This is a genomic window from Candidatus Margulisiibacteriota bacterium (assembly GCA_031268855.1).
Lineage (GTDB): Bacteria > Margulisbacteria > Termititenacia > Termititenacales > Termititenacaceae > Termititenax.
Genome location: JAIRWS010000002.1, coordinates 1 through 16645 on the forward strand (window position 1 = coordinate 1; position 16645 = coordinate 16645).

Annotated in this window: 19 protein-coding genes; 10 read left to right on the forward strand and 9 right to left on the reverse strand. The window is 51.8% G+C overall.

The genetic code is table 11. The features are described 5' to 3' along the window. Nucleotides 1-380, reverse strand: a 380-nt coding sequence (locus LBJ25_00180) for a hypothetical protein (GenBank protein MDR1452379.1), incomplete at its 3' end; no start/stop codon positions are given. 207 nt (nucleotides 381-587) lie between these two features. On the opposite strand from LBJ25_00180, the gene LBJ25_00185 reads away from it, so the two are divergent. After that, a complete protein-coding gene (locus LBJ25_00185; GenBank protein ID MDR1452380.1) occupies nucleotides 588-1466 on the forward strand; it encodes an SDR family oxidoreductase in 879 nt (292 codons plus the stop codon). Here the strand turns inward: LBJ25_00185 and LBJ25_00190 are convergent. Both LBJ25_00190 and LBJ25_00195 read right to left on the reverse strand, forming a co-directional pair. Continuing rightward, nucleotides 1458-1562: a hypothetical protein gene (locus LBJ25_00190; protein ID MDR1452381.1), complete on the reverse strand. Its 105-nt coding sequence runs from the start codon at nucleotides 1560-1562 to the stop codon at nucleotides 1458-1460. The genes LBJ25_00185 and LBJ25_00190 overlap by 9 nt on opposite strands. Before the next feature lie 243 nt (nucleotides 1563-1805). After that, on the reverse strand, nucleotides 1806-2000 hold the full coding sequence (locus LBJ25_00195) for a helix-turn-helix domain-containing protein (protein ID MDR1452382.1): 195 nt from the start codon (nucleotides 1998-2000) through the stop codon (nucleotides 1806-1808). A gap of 98 nt (nucleotides 2001-2098) precedes the next feature. Between LBJ25_00195 and LBJ25_00200 the strand changes: the two genes are divergently transcribed. Both LBJ25_00200 and LBJ25_00205 read left to right on the forward strand, forming a co-directional pair. After that, nucleotides 2099-2239 (forward strand): hypothetical protein, encoded by a 141-nt coding sequence (locus tag LBJ25_00200; GenBank protein MDR1452383.1) that lies wholly within the window; start codon nucleotides 2099-2101, stop codon nucleotides 2237-2239. Nucleotides 2240-2411: 172 nt separating this feature from the next. Then, nucleotides 2412-2552, forward strand: a complete 141-nt coding sequence (locus LBJ25_00205) for a hypothetical protein (GenBank protein ID MDR1452384.1) — start codon at nucleotides 2412-2414, stop codon at nucleotides 2550-2552. 17 nt (nucleotides 2553-2569) lie between these two features. Here the strand turns inward: LBJ25_00205 and LBJ25_00210 are convergent, their stop codons facing one another. From LBJ25_00210 to rpe, 4 genes are all read right to left on the reverse strand, one after another. Beyond that, complete coding sequence (locus LBJ25_00210; GenBank protein MDR1452385.1) at nucleotides 2570-4315, reverse strand: ABC transporter ATP-binding protein/permease; 1746 nt, start codon at nucleotides 4313-4315, stop codon at nucleotides 2570-2572. Beyond that, the gene (locus LBJ25_00215) at nucleotides 4308-6125 is read right to left on the reverse strand and encodes an ABC transporter ATP-binding protein/permease (GenBank protein ID MDR1452386.1); all 1818 of its coding nucleotides are present in this window, start codon (nucleotides 6123-6125) and stop codon (nucleotides 4308-4310) included. The genes LBJ25_00210 and LBJ25_00215 overlap by 8 nt, the downstream gene beginning before the upstream one ends. A 172-nt stretch (nucleotides 6126-6297) precedes the next feature. Continuing rightward, entirely contained in the window at nucleotides 6298-6552 is a 255-nt protein-coding gene (locus LBJ25_00220; protein MDR1452387.1) for a hypothetical protein, read from the reverse strand. Between the two features lie 79 nt (nucleotides 6553-6631). Next, nucleotides 6632-7279: a ribulose-phosphate 3-epimerase gene (gene rpe, locus LBJ25_00225; protein MDR1452388.1), complete on the reverse strand. Its 648-nt coding sequence runs from the start codon at nucleotides 7277-7279 to the stop codon at nucleotides 6632-6634. Nucleotides 7280-7308: 29 nt separating this feature from the next. On the opposite strand from rpe, the gene LBJ25_00230 reads away from it, so the two are divergent. Genes LBJ25_00230 through LBJ25_00245 form a run of 4 tightly spaced genes read left to right on the forward strand, consistent with a single transcriptional unit; the run spans nucleotide 7309 to nucleotide 11078 of the window. Then, nucleotides 7309-7701: a ribonuclease HI family protein gene (locus tag LBJ25_00230; GenBank protein MDR1452389.1), complete on the forward strand. Its 393-nt coding sequence runs from the start codon at nucleotides 7309-7311 to the stop codon at nucleotides 7699-7701. Further along, complete coding sequence (locus LBJ25_00235) at nucleotides 7691-8377, forward strand: hypothetical protein (protein MDR1452390.1); 687 nt, start codon at nucleotides 7691-7693, stop codon at nucleotides 8375-8377. Before LBJ25_00230 ends, LBJ25_00235 begins: the two co-directional genes overlap by 11 nt. Next, complete coding sequence (locus LBJ25_00240) at nucleotides 8377-9738, forward strand: TldD/PmbA family protein (protein ID MDR1452391.1); 1362 nt, start codon at nucleotides 8377-8379, stop codon at nucleotides 9736-9738. The genes LBJ25_00235 and LBJ25_00240 overlap by 1 nt, the downstream gene beginning before the upstream one ends. Further along, the gene (locus tag LBJ25_00245; GenBank protein ID MDR1452392.1) at nucleotides 9735-11078 is read left to right on the forward strand and encodes a TldD/PmbA family protein; all 1344 of its coding nucleotides are present in this window, start codon (nucleotides 9735-9737) and stop codon (nucleotides 11076-11078) included. Before LBJ25_00240 ends, LBJ25_00245 begins: the two co-directional genes overlap by 4 nt. Before the next feature lies 1 nt (nucleotide 11079). On the opposite strand, the gene LBJ25_00250 is transcribed toward LBJ25_00245, so the two are convergent. Continuing rightward, the gene (locus LBJ25_00250) at nucleotides 11080-12804 is read right to left on the reverse strand and encodes a phosphomannomutase (GenBank protein MDR1452393.1); all 1725 of its coding nucleotides are present in this window, start codon (nucleotides 12802-12804) and stop codon (nucleotides 11080-11082) included. A 99-nt stretch (nucleotides 12805-12903) separates the two neighbouring features. Between LBJ25_00250 and gpmI the strand changes: the two genes are divergently transcribed. Beyond that, nucleotides 12904-14415 carry a 2,3-bisphosphoglycerate-independent phosphoglycerate mutase gene (gene gpmI, locus LBJ25_00255; GenBank protein ID MDR1452394.1) on the forward strand — a complete coding sequence of 504 codons (1512 nt, stop codon included), beginning with the start codon at nucleotides 12904-12906 and terminating at the stop codon, nucleotides 14413-14415. Further along, nucleotides 14412-14630, forward strand: coding sequence for a preprotein translocase subunit SecG (secG, locus tag LBJ25_00260; protein ID MDR1452395.1), 219 nt, complete (start codon nucleotides 14412-14414; stop codon nucleotides 14628-14630). Before gpmI ends, secG begins: the two co-directional genes overlap by 4 nt. A gap of 117 nt (nucleotides 14631-14747) precedes the next feature. Here secG and LBJ25_00265 read toward each other — a convergent pair whose 3' ends face one another. Beyond that, complete coding sequence (locus LBJ25_00265; GenBank protein ID MDR1452396.1) at nucleotides 14748-15827, reverse strand: UDP-N-acetylmuramoyl-tripeptide--D-alanyl-D-alanine ligase; 1080 nt, start codon at nucleotides 15825-15827, stop codon at nucleotides 14748-14750. Nucleotides 15828-15953: 126 nt separating this feature from the next. On the opposite strand from LBJ25_00265, the gene LBJ25_00270 reads away from it, so the two are divergent. Continuing rightward, complete coding sequence (locus LBJ25_00270; GenBank protein ID MDR1452397.1) at nucleotides 15954-16604, forward strand: hypothetical protein; 651 nt, start codon at nucleotides 15954-15956, stop codon at nucleotides 16602-16604. Nucleotides 16605-16645: the final 41 nt, after the last annotated feature.

Genomic DNA, 16645 nt, shown 5'->3' on the forward strand with positions numbered 1-16645 from the left:
TCCATTGCAATAACGCTTATAATTTCGTTTGATAGATCAGGAAATATTTTTCTTAAAATTGTGTCAAGATTATCAAGGTTAGTTCCTATAGATAACTTGATCGCCGATATTGTTTTCCCGTATTTGTCAGCGGCGCTAAGAAAGGCATCGTCTATTGCCACCCGAGCGTTTTTCATTCTTTTATTAGTGACCCAGCGTATTATATTAAGACCTCCCTTCCCATCTGAAAAACTGGCAATTATAGGGGTGTTCTTTATAGCCAGATCTATTTTTTCTTGTTCTCGTATATTGCGGTCAAAGTAACGAAAGAGAGTTTCACTGTAGAGTTCGTTTCGGGCAAAAATTTCTTTTATTTGAGTGGCTATTTGTTTTGTCTGCATAGCTGTTTATCTCCACTTTAAAATTACTTATGTTAATATATCGCAACTAGTTTTAATTTGTCCCAGATTTTTTGCGCGCTATGGCCGCTGTTGCGACCAGATTGCGCAGGCTGACGGTTGTTTCTTTTTCGCCTTGTTGACAAAGCTGTCAAGCGGGCTTGACGTGCAAATCGAAAAACAAATAAAAACCAAACAAGGAGAATAATTATGAAAGTATTTATCACAGGAGGCACAGGATTTATTGGTTCTGCCGTAATCAAAGAACTGGTCTCGAATGGTCACGAGGTTATTGGCCTTGCGCGTTCTGAACAGTCCAGGAAAAAACTTACGGAACTGAGCGCGGCCACCATTGATGGTTCGATTGAATGCCCCGATATTTTGAGGCACGGCGCGCGGTGCGCCGATGCTGTAATTCATTGCGCTTTTGTCCACAACTTCGCCGAATTTGCCGACGCTTGCAATACCGATAAACAGGCTATTGAAGCGCTCGGGGAAGCGCTTATCGATACAAACAAGCCGCTTGTCGTGACTTCCGGTGTTCCAAATGGCGCGCCGGGTCATGTTGTTGCGGAGGATGATGTTTCAGATACGTTTACTCCGCGGGTGTCGGAAGCTGTGGCGTTGCCTTTCACGAAGCGTGGAGTGGATGTTCGGATTGTGCGCCCAGCACGATTTGTTTATAGCGGATCATTGACAAACGGCTTTATTGCCGCTCTTATCGATATTGCTGCGCAAAAAGGCGAGTCTGTTTATGTGGGCGGCGGCGGCAATCATATCCATGCTGTCCACGTGCTTGACTTGGCGAAGCTGTATCTCCTTGCGCTTGAAAAAGGCAAAAGCGGCGCGAAGTATCAAGGCGTCGGGGACAACGCTATTGCGTTCCGCGTTATTGCGGAAGCGATAGGCCGGCGGTTGAATGTGCCTGTTAAGCCTATAACACCGGAACAAGCGGTAGCGTATTTCGGTTTTTTCGGCGCAATCGCCGGTGCGGATAATCCCGCTTCAAGTGAGATAACACGAGCCGCACTTGGCTGGAAGCCAGCAGAACCTTCGCTATTGGCTGAATTAGCCAGCGGTTTAGATTGAACTTTTTGCCAGGCAAATTGTATCAGCTTCCGCGCGGGTCTTTAAGCCGCAGTCCGGATTGACCCAGAGTTTGGCGTCTCCTCGCTCATTTTGGATTCTTTCCCTATAAGAGATTCCGCGTCTATATAAAAATCAATATCTCTGGCTTTTTGTCCGCGCGCGAAAGAACCAAAAACTCCCAGTCTGGAGAGCTTATATTTTCGCAATATTTTTTTGTTTTTCAATTTTTGGCGCAGATTTTCAAAAGATTTGACAACCATAATGCTATAATATTAACAAATCAATTTGCTGTCCACAAGCAAACGGCAAAGAAGCCTCTGCAAATACCTGGTTTCCCCGCTAGAAAAAATCTTTGATGTTTTTGTTCAGAGCTTGGGCGATTTTTATTAACGTGGGTATAGCGGGTATTCCCACGCCGCTTTCGATATGCTGAAAATAACGCAAGGTTAACCCCGCTTTATCGGCCAGCTTTTCTTGGGTCAAACCGGCAATTTTACGAAAAGATTTGATGTTTTTACCAATATTTAATTTCATGTTTCGCTCCGGTACTTGCAATACTAACTATATTGGTGTACAATTTTTACGCTTTATAAAAGCACGCTTTAATAAAACGTAAAATAAGGGAGGTTCTTATGGTAATCGAAAAAGGCCAGCCTATGCTGGCGGCGGATATGCTGAATATGGTGTTCTTTCCCAAAGGCATAATCCTGATGTACGACGGCACAAGCTGGCAGGACAATGTCACGCTCAAGGGCTGGTATCAGTGCAGGTAATTATACGCTTACAGACACTAAGATAGGTGAGCTGCGTACAACCAAAGAAAAAACAGGGATTTCAATAACCAGTACCAATAGCAGTCATACCCATACTTTATCGAATTGTTTCACTGGTATTGGAGAAGGCGTACATTCCCACAATGTCAATGTAACTATTCTTGAAAGCGGCTTGCACACGCATATTATCTCCGGTGGCAGTATTTCCGGCACTGTGGACAGTGCTGGTTCTGGCACGGCGTTCGACAATAGGCCAAGTTATTACACGCTGATCTATATTATCAAAGTGACTGAAGCTGGGAGTTCGGCATAAAACAATAATGCTGCTGCTCAACGCTTCACCGTCCAGCCCAGACTTTCCTGCTGTAGCTTGTACAGGCGCGCGAAGAGTTTGTTTTTGGCCAACAGTTCAGAGGCAGAGCCTGCTTCCACTAATCTACCATTGTCGAACACTGCTATTTTATCCGCGCCTAGCACAGTGCGCAGCCTGTGCGCGATGACAATGACCGTTCGGCCTTTGACCAATTCCGAAATGGCCGCCTGGATCTGTGTTTCGTTCTCCGGATCCAGACTGGCGGTGGCTTCGTCCAGCAGGACGATCGGCGCGTCTTTCAATAGCGCGCGGGCGATCGAGAGGCGCTGGCGTTCGCCGCCGGAGAGCGTGCAGCCATTCTCGCCGAGAATAGTCGCGTAACCCTGCGGCAGAGCGCGAATAAATTCGTCGCAGCGCGCCATTTTCGCCGCTGCGCGCACCTGAGCGTCCGAAGCGTTCTGTCTGCCGATGCGGATATTGCCCAGCGCCGTGTCGTTAAACAGTATCACATCTTGAAAAACAAAACTCATGTAATTCAATAAACGCTCCGGCTCAATGCCGCGGATATTCTGTCCGCCGATCAGTATCTCGCCCGAACGCACATCCCAGAAACGGGCGATCAGGCGTGCGATCGTGGTCTTGCCGCTGCCGGATGGCCCGACCAGCGCGGTGACGCCGTTCTGCGGGATTTTTAAGTTCACGTTTTTGAGCACATCTTGATTATTGTAAGCAAAGCAAACTTCTTTAAACTCAATATTATAATCCGGCAAAACAATGTCTTCCGCGCCAGTCAGCAGCGGCTCGCGGCGCAGAGCCTGCATCCGCCGCGTGGAAATCAGAAAATAAAAAAGTTCCGGCAGCAGCGTTAGGACAACGATTAGCGGCGAATAGATACGCGCGCTGATGATAATAAAGATCAGCAGTTTAATGACATCCAGGCTGCCGCCGGTCAAAAGCAGCGTGCCGATCAGCGTTACCAGACCAAGCCCCACTTGCAGGATCATCATGGACAGCACAATGCAAGCGCCGCTGATCCATTCAAATTTGAACGCTTCCCGCGCCATGGAGCGCAAAGCCGTTTCCAGCGCTTTAGATTTTTCACCGGACAGACCAAAGGCTTTGATCACCTTGATGCCGTCCAGATATTCTTGCACTTGCTCGGAGACATTTAATTTGGCCTGTACACTGCGTTCACCGAAGACAGTCTGTATTTTCCGCCCGCCCAGAATAAGCCCCAGTGACAGAGGCAGCGCGGCGAATAAAGCCAGAGCCATACGCCAGTCGTACAAAGCTAGCGCGCCGCAGGCCAGCGCCGCCGCAATAATGTCCGCGCTCAAACCGGGCAGAACATGGCTCATGACATGTTCGATAGTGGTGCAGTCGGCCATAATATTGGTGGTCAGTTCGGCCAGATCTTTATGATTGAAAAAACTTAACGGCAGACGGCGGAGATGTTCCGCCACTTCCAGCCGGATTTTTTCTGACTCGCTGTAGGACACCGTGTAAGTCTTATGGTATTCATTGTGGTAGGCGAAAAAATATAAAATACCTGCCGCCAGTCCCGCGCCCAGCAGCAGCCACAGTTTCAAGATATTTAACGGCTCTCCGTTTAGCAGCGGCTCCAGCAAGGTAATGATCGTTTGAATAATTACCGCAAAAGAGAGCAAAAGTAGCAAATTGGTCAAAACGCAGGCCAGCACGCCGCGCCGAAAATCGCGGTATCCGGCGTCCGACAGGCCCAGCAGTTCTTTGATTTTAAACACCGGTCTGCTCCTTTCCTGTGCTGCCAGAGGACAGTGTCCAATCCAACGCGCTGGCAGATTGTTTCCACATTCGGCTGTAAAGCCCCCGCGCGGCGATCAGTGTTTCATGCGTCCCTTCTTCAACTATTTTTCCCCGGTTGAGAGTCAGTATTTTATCCGCGCCGCGCACGGTGGAGAGGCGGTGGGCGATGATGATCACGGTCTTTTTCCGCATTAGTTTTTCCAGAGCCAGCTGTATCTTGTGCTCATTTTCCGGATCGGCAAAAGCTGTGGCCTCGTCCAGCACCAGTATTGGCGCGTTCTTGAGCACAGCCCGCGCCAGCACGAGACGCTGTTTTTCTCCGCCGGACAGATGAATGTTTTGCGCGCCGATCACCGTGGCGTAGCCTTGCGGCAGTTTTTCGATAAACTGGTGGCACTGGGCGGCTTTAGCGGCGGCGATCACTTCCACGCGGGAAGCGTTTTTATTGCCGATCAAAATATTGTCCGCGATGCTCTGCTTGAACAAAAACACGTCCTGAAAAACAAAGCTGACCAGACTCAGCAAATATTCATTGGTCATCTCCCGAATGTCTACGCCGCCGATCTTGACCGCGCCGGACTGCGCGTCGTAAAAGCGGGGGATCAGATGCGCTATCGTGCTTTTGCCGCCACCGGACGGCCCGACCAGCGCGGTTATCTCACCCGGTCTGGCCGTAAAACTGACGCCGGACAAAGCGGCGGAATTGTCGTTGTAAGTGAAAGTGACATTCTCAAAACTTATCGCGTAATTGTTGGTGGTTTGCGGAGACTGCGTTTCCGGCAGCGGCGGGGTGTCCAGGATTTTGTCCAGGCGTTCAATGCCGTCCGCGATCTGCCGCCCGGTCTGCGACACGTACAGGAGCTTGGTAAAAGGCGTGGCCAGCGACACCGAAAATATCAGATAAAACACCGCGGAAAGCGCGAACTGCGGGTAATCCGCCGCGCGCCCGGCCAGCCAGATGATCACCGGCAGCAGAAATATATACACATTGCCGATAATAAGCATAAAAAGCACCATATAATTGCCAAAAGACAGGGTGTAGTCCAGACAAAACCGGCCGTAGTTTTTGATGGTCTCGTAAAATTTGCGGAACGAAAAAATCGTTTGATTAAAAACCTTAACCACCGCGATGCCGCGCACATATTCGACAGCGGCGGTATTCATTTCTTCCAGCGAATCCTGATAACGTTTTATAAATTTTTGCGCGGCTTTGCTGCCAAACGCTTTAGCTTGAATAAAATAAGCCAGCGCGATCGGCGCGAAGCTGGCCAGCCCCAGCCGCCAATCAAACCAAAACAGAACGAGCAGCGCGATAACGGGCATGGCGGAGGAAGCAGCCAGATCGGGCAGTTGATGCGCGATGAATGTCTCCAGCTTCTCAATATTTTCATCCACGATTTTACGTAGCTGGCCGGTGGAGTGGCTGGTGTGAAAACCCAGCGGCAGAGCGGCGATGTGGCGGGCGAAATCCAGCTTGAGCTGATACAGCGTGGTAAATGCGGCGAGATGCGAGCACATCAGCGCGCCGAAATTCAGCGCAATAGCGGCCACCGCGCCTCCTGCCGCCAGCCAGCCAAGTTTTAGCAGATAGGCCGCGTTAAGCGCGCTCAAATCAGCGTAATGCGCCGCCAGTTCCCTAATAATATAGTAGACGGCGATGAACGGCAGGAAAGAAATGACACTGCTAAGCACAGACAGAACACAGGCAGAAATAGTCAGCGCCTTTTTCCGCAGAGCCAGTTCCCATAAACGCGCCAGGCCTGTCCGGCGGGGTTTAGTTTCCGACATGCCAGTACTCCTTTGCGCGGCTATAGAAACGCCAAGGTTAGTTTAGCATAATGATATTGAATGTCAATAGCTAATAATTTTGCTGTCTCCTCTGGACGAAACTTTTAAAATTATACTGTAATTTTCGAGTATGAAAGAAAGTTTTGCGAGCATCAAGTTTTCGCAAGTTGATTTAATTCTTCACTGTCGTCCACAGATGCGCCACGTCGGTCTCCAGCAGGGCTTCCATGAAAGATTTTTGGTCGAGCAGGCCGCAGACATCCTGGCCATTTTCATCCCGCAGGATGTACAGCTCGGAATTCAGCGACTTGATGCTGCCTTTGTAACAACTCTCATCCTTTTTGGTCAGATGCTCGTACATATTCATGTGCCGCATGCCCTGTTGAAATTTCTCGCTCAAAATAACTGTAGTGTTTGTTCTTTTCATAAAGCACCTCATATCTGTATTTGTAAGTCTTTTTCCTTACAGCAGGATATCGCAAGTTCTTTAGAGTTGTTGCAAAATTTTACAGCGAAATAAAATGTTGGATTTCGGCGGCTGGATCAGCGGCCTGGTATATGGCCGAACCGGCGACCAGCACATTGGCGCCCGCCGCAATGGCGGCCGGCGCGGTGGCGCGGTTGATGCCGCCGTCTATCTCTATGTCCACCGGCAGGCTCTGGGCAGTAATGTAAGCGCGGCATTTGGTTATTTCCGGCAGGCAACCGGCGATAAATTTCTGCCCCGCAAAACCAGGCCAAACGGACATGAAAAGCGCCAGATCCAGCTCCGGCAGATACGGCTGGAGCCGCTCAAAGTTTTGGTCAGGGTTGATAGCCAGACCGGCTTTTTTGCCCAGCGCTTTTATTTGCCGCAAAACTTTCACGGGGTCTTGCAGCGTTTCCAAATGCACGCAGATCAAATCGGCGCCCGCCGCGGCAAAAGCTGTCAGATATTTTTCAGGATTTTCGATCATTAAGTGCGCGTCAAAAAAAAGTTTTGTCCGCGGCCGCAGCGCCGCCACGACTGCCGCGCCAAAGGTCAGATTGGGGACAAAATGTCCGTCCATGATGTCGAGATGCAGCCATGGCGCGCCGGCTTTTTCGGCCAGAGCGACATCCTTGCGTAATTCTGCAAAATCCGCGGAGAGAATAGACGGCGCGATTATCACCATAAACGCATTATAAATGTTAAAATCTTTTTATGAAAGGCAGGGGTTTTGTGGACGGCGGCGCGCGGGGCAACCCCGGGCCGGCTGGCGCGGGAGCGGTTTTGCTCGGCGCCAAGCCTCTGACGATCAGCGAATATCTCGGTACGGCCACCAATAATGTCGCGGAATACACGGCGTTGATCCTACTCCTGCGTCAGGCCGCGGAGCTGGGTTACAGTGAGCTGGAGGTTTTTGCCGACAGCGAATTGATGGTACGCCAGATCAACGGCCAGTACAGGGTCAAAGATGAAAAATTGCGCGGTTTGTATTTTCAGGCGGCGGAATTGATCGCCAAACTGCAGAAGTTTTCCCTGACGCATGTGCCGCGCGCGCAGAATAAAGAAGCTGACAAATTAGTAAACGAGGCTATAGACCGTGGTCGCTAGAGTTTTACATTTGCTCAAACAGGATCAGATCGCGCTGTACGTGGCGCTGGCCGCGCGTTTAGCCGCGGTTCTGCCCGCCAAATTTTTTGCGAATTATTTTACCGAAACACAACTAAGCTATGCGCTCTTATTTCTGACTTTCGCGCTGACTGTTTTTGTGCAGATCTTCGCGGCAGACTGCGCGCGGCAGATGGTCGTGCGTAAAAAAATTTTAGTCGGACAGGCTTTGGCGGACAGCGCGAAGCGTTACATCCCGACACTTTTTTTTGGCTTCGTACTGCCGCTGCTTGCGCTGGCTATGCTGGGACTGCTGCTGCTCTCGCTGCTGGGCAGCCAGCTGGCCGCTAAAGGCGCGTTCCTGCTGCTGCCGCTGATTTTCCTGATCGGTCTGTGTGAAACGCTTTTTCCGGCGGTCTATGTTTTGAGCAATATGCCGGTATACCGGATCTATTACCTGCTCGGCAATTACCTGTTTAAAAATTTCCGCCACGCGCTGCAAGTTTTGTTTTTTGTTTTGCTGACCGCGCTGGTTGTCAGTTTGGCTGCCGAGCTTTTGCAAAAATTGCCTTATGCTGAAATTTTGACCGCTCTCCTGGGCGGCTTTCAAGCGGTGTTTGTGGTCTACGGATTGGTCGTTATGTTTCTGGGCAACAATCAAGTGAGCGAGCTGGTCTGATGCTGGAACAAAAACTTGTGCAAAAAACTTTAAAAACCGCGCTGCGGGCCGGGCATCAATTTGCCGAAGTGTTTGCGGAATACAAAACGGCTTTTTCGGCCGGCTTGGACAATGGCCAGCTGGAGCGGATCCGTTCCGGTGTGGACTGCGGCTGCGGTTTCCGCGTCATCAACGGCGCGCAGACTTATTATGGTTTTGTTAATTCTCTGCGCGCGGAAGATATTTTGGCTTTGGCTGAAAGGATCAGCGCGCTGGCCGCGCGGTCCGGCCGTAAAACTTTGGCGGATTTTTCGCGGAAAAATTATCAAACCGCGGCAGACCAAAAGACCGTCGGTGAAAAGATCGAGCTGCTCCGCGCCGCGGAAAAAACCGCGCGCCGGTTTTCTAAAAAAATCTGTCAGGTAACGGCGCGCTTTGGCGAAAGCGAACAAAAGGTTTTCATTGCCAATACCGAGGGTGTTTGGAGCACGGACACGCGAGCGCGCCGGAGATTTTTGGTGCAGTGCGTAGCCAAACAGGGCGGCGATCTGCAGACCGGCTATGAGGCGGCGGGTTTCAGCGGCGGCTGGGGAGATTTTGCTTTGCGGCGCGCGGAAGATTTGGCCGAAATCGCCGCCGCGCGGGCGGTATTGCTGCTTTCCGCGCCTCAGGCGCCGGCTGGCGCCATGCCGGTAGTCTTGAGCGGCGAGGCCGGCGGCACGATGATCCATGAAGCCTGTGGCCATGCTCTGGAAGCGGATTTTATCTATAAAAAAACCTCCATATTTACGGACACACTTGGCGCACAATTGTTCCCAAAATGTGTCACGATAATCGATGACGGCACGCTGGCCGGTCTGTACGGCACGGCGGCTTGTGATGATGAAGGCACGCCGGCGCGGAAAAATATTTTGATCAAGGCCGGCAAAGTCAGCGGATTTATGAATGACCGTCTGCACGCTGGTTTGCTGAAACACCGCTTGTCCGGCAACGGCCGCCGCGAATCGTACCGCTACGCGCCCCTGCCGCGTATGACCAACACTTATCTGGCCGCCGGCGCGGATGACCCCGCGGAGATTATCCGCTCGGTGGAGAAAGGCCTTTTTGTCAAAAAACTCGGCGGCGGGCAGGTCGATGTTACCAATGGCAATTTTGTTTTTGAAGTGACCGAAGGCTATTTGCTGCAAGACGGCGTTATCGGCCGGCCAGTGCGCGGCGCGACGCTGGTCGGCAGCGGCAGCGCGGTCTTAAAAAGCATTGATCGGGTCGGCAATGATCTGCGTTTTATTTCCGGCGTTTGCGGCAAAGGCCAGACCGCGCCGGTTTCTGACGGACAGCCGACAGTGCGCATACCAAATTTGATCGTAGGCGGACAAAAATGATCGAACTGCAAAAGTATTTACAGTATGCCCGGGAGCGCGGCGCGGACGAAGCGGAGATTTTTCTGACCAGCGGCCGCGAAGAGAGCGCGGTCGTGCGGCAGAGGACGCTGGAAAAAGTTGAGTCCGCCGGTGACCGCGGATTGGCGGTCAGGGTTATCTGCCAAAAACGCGCGGGTTTTGCCTATACTTCCGCTTTGACCGACGCGGATATTCTGCGCGCGGTAGACATGGCTGTTGTCAATGCCGGTTATGCCGCGCGGGATAAATTGCTGGGACTGCCGCCGCCGGACGCCGGATGGAACCGTAGCAGTCAGAAAGCGCTGCGGATCTACTCTGCGTCCGCGGCCAAACTGTCTTTGCTGGAATTAACGGACTGGGCGAAACGCGCCGAACGCGCGGCTTATGAATTTGACAGCCGGATTTTTGCCACGGAGTCCGCGGCGGCTTTTGCCGCGGCGGGGGAGACCCGTCTGGTAAACACCCACGGCGTTGACGCGCGCAGCCGCAGAACGCTCTGCGGACTCTCGCTGGAGATCGCCGCGAAGTCCGGCGCAAAAATGGAAGCGGCTTATGATTTTCAGTACGCTGTGTCTCCCGCCAAAATCGCGCCGGAAAAGATCGGCCGCCGCGCCGCTGAACGCGCGGTGCGAATGCTCGATGCTGTGCCCGCGCAAACCGGCCGGTACGATTTGCTTTTAACGCCCTCCGTAGCCCGCGATTTTTTGTCGGTGTTGACCGAACTTTTCAGCGCGGAAAATGTCCTGCGCCAAAAATCGCTTTTCCGCGGCAAATTAGGCCGGCAGGTGGCCTCGGCAAAAATTACGCTTGTCGATGATCCGCGTTTGCCGGCCTTGAGCGGCTCATTCCTCTACGACGGCGAGGGCGTGCCCGGGCGTAAAAGGATTCTCATCAAAAACGGTCAGCTAAGAGATTTTTTTTATGATGGTTATTCCGCGCGCCAAAGCGGCGTGCCATACGCGGGCAATGCCGCGCGCGCCTCGATTTTCAGCGAGCCAGTTATCGGCGCGAGCAATCTTTATTTTCAGGCCGGTAAATTGACCAGACCAAACATCATCAAAAGTATCGGCCGCGGCGCGCTGATCGAAAATATCATGGGGCTGCATACGGCCGATCCGGTGTCCGGCGAGTTTTCTTTCGGCGCGTCCGGGCAGCTCATCAAGGACGGTAAACTGGCCGCGCCGGTCAAAGACATGGCCATCGCCGGCAATCTGACGGATTTATTAAAGTCCGTGAAAGCCTGCGGCAGTGATCTGGAATTCGCAGGTCATTACGGATCACCGAGTATCTGGATCTCCAGTATTATGGTGGCGGGGAAATAAGCTAAACAACTTCGCGCAGGGCCTGTTCGAGGATCTGCTCCGCGGCCTGTTCATAAGCGGGCAGGATTTTGTCATTGTCCTGACCGGTGGTCTCATAATAATAACGAAATTTGGTCTCCGTGCCGGAAGAGCGCAGCAGTATCCAGCTGTCGTCCTCAAAGATAAATTTTAGGCCGTCCGCGGACAAAATCTGGCTGATCTTTTTCGCTTCGCCGTTGATCATAACGACAGAACCAATTTTGTAACCGGTCTTGATGTTTTCAATAACAGCCTGACGGAGCCGCTGCCATTCGGTGATAGAAATATTCTCGATAGTCCGACCGCTTTTACCCGGATAATAATAGCCATATTTTTCCTGCAGCTCGCTGTACAGCGCGGAAAGATTTTTGCCGCTTTCCAGCACGGCGGACAGCGCGACGAGAAAACCGATAATGCCGTCTTTTTCCAGAGTATGGCCGATAAAACTAATGCCGTCGCTTTCCTCAAAAGCGACAGCCGCCCGCTGCTGCGCCAAAGGCGCGCGGAAATTTTTGAAGCCGACAGCGGTTGACTCGACAGGCAGGTTTTCCTGACGGGCGATAGCGGCCGCGAAACCGGAACTGGCCACGGAAGTGGCGACGCCCTGGAGCAAGCCCCGCTTGATCGCGTAATCCAGCGCTATGGCGGAAAACATATTCATATCGATGTCCAAATTTCGGTCAGCAAATCTGATGCGGTCGGCGTCCGGATCAAGAGCCGCGGCCAGCGTCAGCGGCTTGTCTGATCTTTGCAGCTCGGCGATCAACGGTTCTTGATTAGCGGCGGACGGCTCAGGCTTCACACCGTGAAAAGAATAATCCGTCTCCGTATTTCGGAAACGAATGTCGAGCTGGCTAATAATGTCTTCACCGAAAATTGCCTCAAACACACCGCGTGATGCGCCGTGCATGTTATCGATGATCAGTGTGATTTTGTCTTTGTTAGCCAGGAGCAATTCTTTTAATTTGGCCAGATCAATGATCTGGCTTTTTTGCAGAAAATCCAGATAAATGTAGACGGGAAAAATTTCTTCATTCAGCGTCACGTCAATTTCTGCAGCTGGTTGAAAATCGGCGGTTTGCATATATTCATTGGCGCGGCCTTGAACAAGGCTGGTGATTTCCAGTCCGGCCGGCCCGCCGTCCGCTGGATTGAATTTCAGACCCGCGTAGTCCATCGGATTGTGCGACGGCGTGAAATTGAGCGAGCCGGCCGCGCCTAATTCCGTAACGACAGCCGAGCCGATACCGGTCGGACATTCTCCGGCAGCGTAGGTTCTGATGCCGGCCGCGTGCAATTCAGCTATGGCCGCGGCCATAAATTCCTCACCCAGGTAACGATTGTCACGAAAAACCACAAGGCCGCGTTCCTGCACCTCGGCAAAACAGCTATAATTGTTGACCGCCAAAAATGCAGCGGTTTGCATTGTATCGATTATCGCGCGGGTAACTTTTTTTACATTATGTATGGTGAAATCTTCGCCGATGCGCCCGCGCCAGCCGGAAGTGCCAAATTCTACTGTAGCCGGCGCGCGGCTGACGCGCGCCTGTGCGCCCATTTGCTCACGGATTTTGGCGATGGCTGTTTGGCAAACCGCTTTTTCTTCTGCGGCGCTGGTGCGGTTTTGCCGGTCGCCGAGTTTTAGCGCGTTTGCCCAGGATAATGTTTCTGTTTCTTCAATCGGGAGAGTGATTACTTTGTTCAGCATAACGCGTCCCTTCAATTTAATTTCCCCCGCCCTGAAATTTTAGCGATTATATGGCAGGCGATTTTAAAAATCAATGTTTCCTGTTAAAATTCCCAGACGATGAGTACTAAATTAATGCTGGTTATACTTGACGGCTGGGGGATCAACCACAACAAAACCGAGAGCGCGATCGAAGCGGCTGACACGCCGAATATGGATAAATACTGGCGGGACTATCCGCACACGACACTGCGCACGGACGGCGAGGCGGTCGGCCTGCCGGACGGACAAATGGGCAATTCCGAAGTCGGGCACTTGAATCTTGGCGCGGGGCGTGTTGTTTATCAAGAGCTGACCCGGATTTCCAAAGCGATCCGCGACGGAGATTTTTTTCAAAACAAGGAATTGCTGGCGGCGGCGGAAAATTGCCGCAAAAATAATTCCGCGCTGCATTTAATGGGCTTATTTTCCGACGGCGGTGTACATTCGCATCTGGAGCATTTATACGGTCTGCTGGAGCTGGCCAAACGCAGCGGTTTAAATAAAGTTTTTGTACACGCTTTTCTAGACGGCCGCGATGTGCCGCCGCGTTCGGCCAAAGAGTTTTTCACGCAATTTGCCAAAAGGTCTAAAGAAATCGGCGTCGGCCAGATAGCGACGATCACCGGACGTTACTACGCGATGGATAGAGACAACCGCTGGGAGCGGGTGCGGCAGGCTTACGAGATGCTCACCGAATTAAAAGGTTACGCGGCGGCAGACGCTCAGTCCGCCCTGGACGCCGCTTACGCGCGCGACGAAAACGACGAGTTCGTCAAACCAACGATCGTCTCCGGAGCCGAGCCTGTCCGGGACGGCGATGCTGTGGTGTTTTTCAACTTCCGCCCCGACCGCGCGCGCGAGATCACCCGCGCTTTTGTCGATCAGGATTTTCAGGGTTTTGCGCGCCAGCTCTGGCCGCAGACGCATTTTGTCTGCCTGACCCTGTATGACGAGACTATTGCCGCGCCGGTCGCTTTTGCCAAAGAAGCAATTACAAATTGTCTGGCCGAAATTTTGAGCAAGCGGGGCTTAAAGCAGCTGCACACTGCCGAGACGGAAAAATACGCGCATGTGACTTTTTTCTTTAACGGCGGACGGGAAGAGCCGTATCCTGGCGAAGACCGGATACTTGTCGCTTCGCCCAAAGTAGCGACATATGATCTACAGCCGGAAATGTCCGCGCCTGAAGTGACCGACAAAGCGGAGGCGGCGGTCAAGTCCGGCAAATATGAGGCGGTCATTTTGAATTTTGCCAATTCCGATATGGTCGGGCATACCGGCGTTTTTGCCGCCGCGCAAAAAGCGGTCGAGGCTGTGGACAAATGCGTGGGACGTCTGGTCGCCGCGGTGCGGGAACAGGGCGGAGAATTATTGATTACCGCGGATCATGGCAACTCTGACCAGATGCTGCGGGACGGTAAGGTTTGGACAGCCCATTCACTGAATCCCGTGCCGCTTATTTACGTGACGGACAAGAAAAACCTGACGCTGCTCTCCGGCGGAGCGCTTGCCGATATCGCGCCGACTATGTTAAAAATACTGGGTATACCGCAGCCTCCAGAATTTACCGGAAGGAGTTTACTGGCATGATATTTTATTTAGTCTTGCAGCAGCTTTCCGCGGCGCTCTTGATCATCGCCGTGATGCTGCACTCCGCCAAGGCCGACGGCATAGCCGGTATCGGCGGTCAGGCCAATGTTTACGGCAGCGCGCAAAAAGAAATGGAAAAAGGACTCGACCAATTCACGCTGGTCACCGCGGTTTCTTTTATTGTTTTCTCGCTGCTGATTTCCTGGAATTCTTGAAGATGTATTGATGGCGCTCCCTTCGCCGGTGTATCCGCGGGATGCCTCCACTCCCTAATAACGGGCTTGTAGTCAGGGAGTGAAGTTGACGGTGGCTGAGCGGAGTCGAAGCCACCGCTACAACAATAATTCTTGAACGATCGTTTCCATTTGCAGACCGCGCGAGCCTTTGCACAAAACAACGTCGCCCGGGCGCAAAGTTTCTTTTAATTTTTTTACCAGCGCGCCTTTGTCCGTAAAATGTTCCTGCTGCGGGATATTGGCGGACAATTGGCCGCAGGTGTACACCATATCCAGACCGGCTGTGTTGATCTGCTTGTGCAGGGTTTCCGCCCAGCCGCCGAGTTCCAGCATGTCGCCCAGCACAGCGATGCGCCGCGCGGCCGGTGTCTCGCGCAGGGCTTGCAGGGCAAAATTCACCGCGTCGGGATTGGCATTGTAGGTGTCGTCGATCAGCGTCAGGCCGTTGTGTTTAATTATTTTCTGGCGGTGCGGAGAGGACTGTCCCCGGGCTAGTCCAGCGGCGATCTGTTCGTCGGTCAGGCCAAAATGTTTGGCGACGGCTGTCACGGCGGCTTTATTGATGTCCAAAATTTTTGCGCTTTTGTAGCCGATCACCCGCGCGTTTCTGGCGCCAGCGATTTGGCGCAAATAAGTAAAATAATCGTCATTTTCGTTCAGAAAAATAGTCATATCCGGCTGAATAATTTCCGCTTTGGCTTGAGCAATGCTGTTGCGGCTGCCGAGCAGCTCTATATGCGTCCAGCCGATATTGGTTATCACAGCGTGTGTGGGCCTGGCGATCCGGGACAGGTATTCTATTTGTCCCGCGCCGCGCATGGCCATTTCCACGACGGCCAATTCCGTATGCTCCTCGATCTTTAGCAGCGTCAGCGGCACGCCGATCTCGTTGTTTTGATTTTCGGCGGATTTTATTAAATTAAATCTTTGTCCCAATACCGCGGCGAGCAGGTCTTTGGTCGTGGTCTTGCCCGAACTGCCCGTGACCGCAATGATCGGAATATTATATTTCCGCCGCTGTTCCGTAGCGAATTGGCCTAAATCAACATCGAGTATTTGGCCGGCGCCTTTGCGTCGCGCTTCGGCAATAAAATCATGCCCGTCAAAATGCCCGCCCTTGACCGGAATAAAAATATCCCCGGGCTGCAAAGTACGCGTGTCGATAGAATAACGCATAATTTAATTATACAGTAATTTTCCCGCGCGCCGCTTTCTCAATATAACAAAAAAATTCGATACATTTATGCGCCTGCGGCCAACGATATTAGATAGAGCTTATGGTATAATATTTAGGGGGTTTTCATGAGGTCGTTTAAACTCTTTAATCTCTTTAATGCGCTGATCTTATTCTGCGTTATGACTGTTTTTGTCAGCGCGGACTCTCCTCAGTCTAGTCTCTCTAATCGAACCATTTCTTTTCAAGGGTATTTGACTAATAGTAGCGGAAGCACCGAAGAGATAAGTGCCGTGTCTATGAATTTTCTTTTTTACGAAAATGCTGAAGGCGGAAACCCCTTGTATACTAAAGGCGAAGATACGAGAGTAACCATTTTTAATGGCAACTATACAGCTAAAATAAACTTAGACACTATTGCTAAGGTAGAGGCTCTGGCTAGTGCAAGCGCTCTCTGGGTAGAAGTCTGGGTAGATGGCGTATCCATGAATCAGCGCATAGAAATGATCGCGGCGCCGTATGCCATGCTGGTAAAAGGCATCAAATATGACGCGGTCAATGACACCGTAATGATCGGTTATCATGAAAAAGAGGATGTAAGTGCTATTTCTACCGGCGGTATGGTTGTTAAAAATTATATTAGTATTGGCGGTGAGGTGGAAGGCTCTTCGCTTATGCCTGGTACATTATATATACGAAATGGCACTGCGCGGTTCGAGGGAAACGTCAGTATCAACATGATCTCAGCCAATGCCGTTTACGGCGCGATCTGGAATTAACAAGCGGCGATGTGATTTATTAGGTCTCGCTATCCGCGAGA